The organism is Carboxydocella sp. ULO1, from assembly GCF_002049255.1.
Classification (GTDB): Bacteria; Bacillota.
Window position 1 is genome coordinate 1 of sequence record NZ_BDLQ01000054.1, and the last position, 5,524, is coordinate 5,524.

The following is a 5,524-nucleotide window of genomic DNA, read 5'->3' on the forward strand; positions in this document are numbered from 1 at the left end:
CCGCCTGTAATGTTCCACGTCCATAAAATACCTTTTGCAGGGAAAAAGGTTGTCCATCTCCATCTTAAACCACCCTTTTGCAATTCAAACATGCTCCAAGGTCCAGCTCATTCAGCTCAACTATTTCTCCTGATCTGCAAAATGGGCAACGCCCCTCATAGTGATACATTCCAGGCATTGTTCCTGGGCTTTTTTGTCCAGTCTGACTGCCGCCATGATCCAACCCAACAGAAATGCTGCTATTAAGCTCATAGCTGTTAGCCACATCGTTCCACCTCCTCAACCTTCCATATCCGAACTACTGCCCGTTCCTCGCCTTTATCGCAGAGCCGCTTGATTACTCTGCCGTCCACTATCTGCCTATCATCCTTGTATGCTACCTTGTTTAGCGCATCAGTTATAGCTTTTCCGTAATTGTCCCAGTCGCCAGCTTTTTTGTCTGCAAGGTAGATAATTATCTCTACCGCTACTGGTCCATTTATGCGCTTAATACCAGCTTTTATTGCATACCAGGTGACCAGTTCTTTGTAAGCTATGTATTGCTGCGCTCTTTGCTTTACAAATTTCCCTCTTTGCGTCATCCGGACGGCCGGCACTGGCCGCCCGGGGACCTCGAATTCAAAAATCTCTTTTTCGTAGCTCATCCTGAATCTTTCTTAACCTCCGTATTTGTAATTCCATCGCCAGTACAGGCAGTAGCAGCACTACTACTCCAATTATGTATGCAATTACTAGGCCTAATTTGGTCACTATCCCGCCCTCCTCTGCTTCACTTTCTGGCCATAACCTAACCTGGCCTTCCTCTCTTCCCAAGCTTGTTTAATTTGCAGTTGTATTTTTTCTTCCTCAAGCCGTCTGATTCGTTCCAACAACTCCCACTCTTCAGGAGTATAGCTCCGGTAATACGCCGGATCCGGATCCCGGCTAACCAGTACCCCTTGCTTTATATCAACAACCCTCAATGGATTGGCAAACAGGTCGTTGAATTTCCTGAGCTTGCTTTTATGTTCCTTTGCGATTCTGTCTCTGTTTGGCCGGTTTTCCCCGTTGGACCAGGGAGAGTTCTTTTTCCCCTTTGCCATCAGCTTCACCTCCGGTAAAGTTGTTTTTTGGGGGCCCTGTGCTGGTTCGAACAGCCGCCCTGGCTTGTGCTACACCAGGTCACTCCTACTGGCAGGGCCTTGTCAAGTTGGCTAGAATGGCAAGTCCCCAGCTTCCTGCAATCCATTATTCCAGCCTGGTTCCGGCTGGCTTTCCCGCGGGCTGAGGAAACGAACTGTTTCAGCCGCAACTTCGGCTACCCAGCGTTTTTGACCGTCCTGCCCCTCAAAAGACCGAATTTCCAGACGGCCGTCCACCGCTGCCAGTTTGCCTTTGCCTAGATACTTGCTGCAGTTTTCAGCCATTTGGCCCCAGACCACAACGTTGATGAAATCTGCTTCCCGCTCTCCGGCCTGGTTCTTGAAAGGCCGATCAACTGCCAGAGTAAATCTGGCCACTGCCTTGCCGGTGTTGGTGTATCTCAGCTCCGGATCCCTGGTCAGGCGCCCGATGAGAATGATTCTGTTAAGCATTTGCAGCCTCCTTATGTCCCCCTAAATATTTTTCTACCTGCAAAAGGCACTCCTGACATACTGGACTGGCCATATCTAGATTTCTGACTCCTCGCAAACATCTCACTTTCAATTTGCTTTTGGCATAAGCACAAAGCAAAACTGCCTTCAGGATCGAACTAATATGCTCCACCCCTATCACCCCTTCTCCAGGTTATAAAACCTGGTGCAATACTTATCGAATTTGACTTCTACGGTCCCAACAGGTCCTTCCCGCTGCTTAGCCACGATTATCTCCGCAATGCCTTTTTTGTTAGTATCAGGGAAATAATACTCCGGTCGGTACAGGAACAAAACAACGTCGGCATCCTGTTCAATAGCTCCTGATTCCCGCAAGTGGCTGAGACTCGGTCTTTTATCCTGAGTGTGTTCGACAGCTCTACTGAGCTGCGACAATGCGAGCACCGGTGTTTTTAATTCCATGGCCATAAGTTTGAGGCCACGTGTAATCTCACTTACTTCACGTTCCCTGGTCTCTCTCCCCTTGCCAGTAGGCTTGATTAGCTGAATGTAGTCGATGATCACCAAATCCAAGCCTTGCTCTAATTTGGCCTTACGACACCTGCTCAGTATTTCCGGGACAGAAATATCAGGTGTATCATCCAGCATTAAGCCTGATTGCGATACTAGACCTGCTGCATCAATGATTTTTTTGTTTGCAGTTTCATCCAGGAGCCCCAGACGCACTGCCTGAGCATCAACCTTAGCTATGTTTACAATCATCTTCTCGACTATCTTTTCTTTGCTGGTTTCAAGAGAAAAGAATGCTACTCGTTTTTTCGGTTTTAAAACATTGTTGATAGCTATTTGAACAGCAAAGCTGGTTTTCCCCATTGCTGGTCTGGCTGCCACAACTATGAGCTGATTCGGGTGCAGCCCTGCAGTCATTGCATCGAGATCATAAAAACCTGTGGGTAATCCAGTAACACCATTCCTGGGTTTTCGCTCCAAAATATCATCCATGGCCCGGTGAGTTACTTCCCAGGCGCTGGTCAAGCCACTCGTGTTTTTAACGCTTACAGAAAGCCCGAAGATATCCCGCTCTGCCTCATGAATCAGCTCATTGATGTCTTCGTAGTCCGATGATATTGCCTTGGCTTTTACTATGTCTGACAGCCTGATTAACTGACGTGCTATGGATTTTTCTCGAACTATCTCAGCGTAATACCGAGCATTTGCAACTGAAGGCAGTTGATTTGTTAATGTGGCAAGGTAAGCAAATCCACCAACTCTTTCTAACTTGCCGTTCTTGGTCAGCTCTTCCCCCAGTGTTACTAGATCTACCGGGATCCTGGCTTCATGCAGTGTAATTATGGCCTCATAGATCTCGCCATGGGCAGCATTGTAAAAGTCTTTCTTAGCAAGCAATGGCTGTACTTCCAGGATGGCCTCTTCAGCCAATATCATTGCACCCAGCACAGACTGCTCAGCGTCGATGTTGCTAGGAAGAGTCTGCCGCAATTACTCCAGCCTCCTTCCAGATCTTTTTCATCTGGACCATAAGATTTTCGTTGTAGACGTCCTGTTCAGTCTTTTGTTTTGGCGGAGGCTCACTTTGGCTTACCTGGCTTGACTTGCTATTTGTTTTTTTTGGTGTCTTGATCAAGGCAAACCTTTGCCGGTCGGCTTCCACGTCCGCAACTGACTTAAAGCCTTCATTCGCCCAGCGCGTAAAGACACCTTCGACATACTTCAGATTTCTGGTATTAGTCATAGCCATTTCTTCCAGGGCCACCTTGAGCATGTCAAGATCCCAGCCCTGTTCATCAAGCCACAAATACAGTTTTTTAACTGCAAATGGCGACGGGTTTAATATGCCTGCATTGGCCAGCATCTCCGAAACCGTCTGCATGCCTTGCTTCAGCTTGGCTTTTTCCGTAACCTTTTCAGCACCAGCACCACCAGCAGCTGTTTCTTCTATCAACACAGTATTATCTAGATCTATACTTTCTGTATTAGCTGGTGCTGGTGGTATATTATTTATATTTGTATTACTAGAAAGAGATAGTGAAAGAGAAGGTGAAGGTACAATTTTTTGCAATTGTTGCAGATTATCTGCAAAAAGTGGGTCATGAGTCGCTGTTTGTTGCAGATTATCTGCAATATTAGTGGGTTGTTGCTGGGTTTGTTGCAGATTATCTGCAATGTTTGCAGATTTTTGCTGATTGTTTGCAACTATCGCAGATTGTTGCTGATTATCTGCAATCTGTTTTTCCCAGGGCGGGTTAGGTGGTGCAGGATACTTTGATGCTTGTTTCTTCTTGCGATCGGCTGTTATGTATGTTTGATACTTAAACCAAACATTGGGATTGATAGCCAGGTAGGGCTTGCCGTCAACCTCGTATTTATGTGCTATACCATACTCATCATACAACTGAATGGCTTGCGCTATTTCCCTGGAGGTGAAAGGAAAGGCGGGAAACAGAGTCAGTTTTACCTCAACTGGGTTTGCACTCATGCGTCCCCAGTCATCAAAAGCGGTTATAAACCAGGGCCACATAAGAGCGGCTGTAGGGTTAATTTCAGCTATAGATGCAAGTTTTTCGTCCGTACTCATTTCACTGGTAATAAATCTTTTGCGCGCCATCCTTTTCACTCTCCCCTAAATATACTGCAGTTAGTTGTGGCTACTACTTTTCTCCGACAACAGTCATCGTGATCACAAACGGCGGATAAAGCCTGGCAATATCCTTCGTTGAAGTTGCTGCATCGCAGACACTGGCAGGCCACCCTTTTGTTGCAGGGTATTCTTAGATTAAGCTCCGGACTCACTTCTTTTGATTTTGCCGGTTCAGGAGCAACTGGCCATTGCAACCAGCTGCTCCCTATAAACATATAGCTTGACGGCCGACTTTTTCTTCGCCTGCTCAATTTTCATCACCAAGAGGTATCTTTAATATTTGCCCAGGGAAGATCATCGGCTCCAACGGTTTCCCGTCCTTTTTATTAGCCTCACAGATGAGATCTACTCCATCCCTAATGTCCCTTTGGTGAGGATAAAATCGTTTTGAAATTCCGTAGAGCGTATCCCCAGGCGCTACTATGTAAGTCGTATAACTTTTTTCAGAACTCGATGCATAATCCGAATAAAAGTTGAGTAAACTTAGTATCAGGGAGACTATGACCAAAATTGCGACTAAATTTAAGCGATACTTTTTCCGTTTCCGCATGGCTTTTCTTCCCCCAGTTCCCTGGCCGCCTGTCTAATTTGTTCTAATGTCGCATCCCCTTTTACATAAGCACTTAACATATAGGTATTAACCAGTACATCCAGGGCCGTGCTTGCTGCTATCACTTCCGGATGCTGGATGGTCCCATGTTTGTTAAATAGCCGTTCCAGTTTGCGTTTTTGCCTTGCTATTGCTACCAATGGATGCATTTTAATCCCTCCCTTTTTTAGGGCCGGCGGGACTAGCCCGCCGGTTTTACATTAAAACGGTAGCGGTTCGTTTACATCAAACACAGCCTTTGCGCCCTTAGTGCATCGTTCGACCCTCGGCTTTGTCCACGCTTCCTCGTCCGGTGAGTACGTCCGACCACATGCCTTGCAAGAATACCAGGATATTGGCAGGGTATATATAATGCCCATATATTCAATTTCTTCGTGTTCTTCTCTCATTTCTGCACCGCATTTACATATCATTTGCCTCACCCCTTTCAGCTTCAGCCACCAGCGCCTCGATCCGAGCACAAATCTTGTCGTATTTAACCTTGTCTACCTCGGTACTGCTCTGATAGCCGTACTCGTTTAGGACCTGCCTTACGATCTCTTGCTCCCCTTTAGCTATAGCAAACATCCGTTTTGCCTGCTGGGTCGTAATTTTGCCGGACTGGTCAGTTGCTACCCTGCTGTTTTGCTCGACATGATCAACGTCTATCGTTTTAGTCGGCAGTTGCGAGTCATCAATCGG

9 protein-coding genes are annotated in these 5,524 nt (G+C 46.5%); all 9 read right to left on the reverse strand.

Translation table 11 applies throughout. The annotated features are described in order from the left end of the window. Window positions 1–120: 120 nt before the first annotated feature. Window positions 121–267 (reverse strand): hypothetical protein, encoded by a 147-nt coding sequence (locus ULO1_RS14755; RefSeq protein ID WP_159446859.1) that lies wholly within the window; start codon window positions 265–267, stop codon window positions 121–123. Further along, complete coding sequence (locus tag ULO1_RS08010) at window positions 258–644, reverse strand: RusA family crossover junction endodeoxyribonuclease (RefSeq protein WP_079933350.1); 387 nt, start codon at window positions 642–644, stop codon at window positions 258–260. Before ULO1_RS08010 ends, ULO1_RS14755 begins: the two co-directional genes overlap by 10 nt. Before the next feature lie 105 nt (window positions 645–749). Continuing rightward, entirely contained in the window at window positions 750–1,082 is a 333-nt protein-coding gene (locus ULO1_RS08015; protein ID WP_079933351.1) for a hypothetical protein, read from the reverse strand. A gap of 111 nt (window positions 1,083–1,193) precedes the next feature. After that, window positions 1,194–1,574, reverse strand: a complete 381-nt coding sequence (locus ULO1_RS08020) for a single-stranded DNA-binding protein (protein WP_079933352.1) — start codon at window positions 1,572–1,574, stop codon at window positions 1,194–1,196. 177 nt (window positions 1,575–1,751) lie between these two features. Next, on the reverse strand, window positions 1,752–3,074 hold the full coding sequence (dnaB, locus tag ULO1_RS08030; RefSeq protein WP_079933354.1) for a replicative DNA helicase: 1,323 nt from the start codon (window positions 3,072–3,074) through the stop codon (window positions 1,752–1,754). Next, entirely contained in the window at window positions 3,055–4,200 is a 1,146-nt protein-coding gene (locus tag ULO1_RS08035) for a DnaD domain-containing protein (RefSeq protein WP_079933355.1), read from the reverse strand. Before ULO1_RS08035 ends, dnaB begins: the two co-directional genes overlap by 20 nt. Before the next feature lie 280 nt (window positions 4,201–4,480). Next, window positions 4,481–4,783: a LysM domain-containing protein gene (locus tag ULO1_RS15415; protein WP_079933356.1), complete on the reverse strand. Its 303-nt coding sequence runs from the start codon at window positions 4,781–4,783 to the stop codon at window positions 4,481–4,483. After that, entirely contained in the window at window positions 4,756–4,992 is a 237-nt protein-coding gene (locus ULO1_RS08045) for a Spo0E family sporulation regulatory protein-aspartic acid phosphatase (RefSeq protein ID WP_079933357.1), read from the reverse strand. The genes ULO1_RS15415 and ULO1_RS08045 overlap by 28 nt, the downstream gene beginning before the upstream one ends. A 253-nt stretch (window positions 4,993–5,245) precedes the next feature. After that, window positions 5,246–5,524: hypothetical protein (locus ULO1_RS14760; RefSeq protein WP_159446860.1), on the reverse strand; the 279-nt coding region annotated here is incomplete at its 5' end.

Coding starts and splice junctions, on each gene's coding strand:
- ULO1_RS08010 (WP_079933350.1), bottom strand. CDS start 644: ATGAGCTACGAAAAAGAGATTTTTGAATTCGAGGTCCCCGGGCGGCCA.
- ULO1_RS15415 (WP_079933356.1), bottom strand. CDS start 4,783: ATGCGGAAACGGAAAAAGTATCGCTTAAATTTAGTCGCAATTTTGGTC.
- ULO1_RS08015 (WP_079933351.1), bottom strand. CDS start 1,082: ATGGCAAAGGGGAAAAAGAACTCTCCCTGGTCCAACGGGGAAAACCGG.
- ULO1_RS08045 (WP_079933357.1), bottom strand. CDS start 4,992: ATGCATCCATTGGTAGCAATAGCAAGGCAAAAACGCAAACTGGAACGG.
- ULO1_RS08020 (WP_079933352.1), bottom strand. CDS start 1,574: ATGCTTAACAGAATCATTCTCATCGGGCGCCTGACCAGGGATCCGGAG.
- ULO1_RS08035 (WP_079933355.1), bottom strand. CDS start 4,200: ATGGCGCGCAAAAGATTTATTACCAGTGAAATGAGTACGGACGAAAAA.
- ULO1_RS14755 (WP_159446859.1), bottom strand. CDS start 267: ATGTGGCTAACAGCTATGAGCTTAATAGCAGCATTTCTGTTGGGTTGG.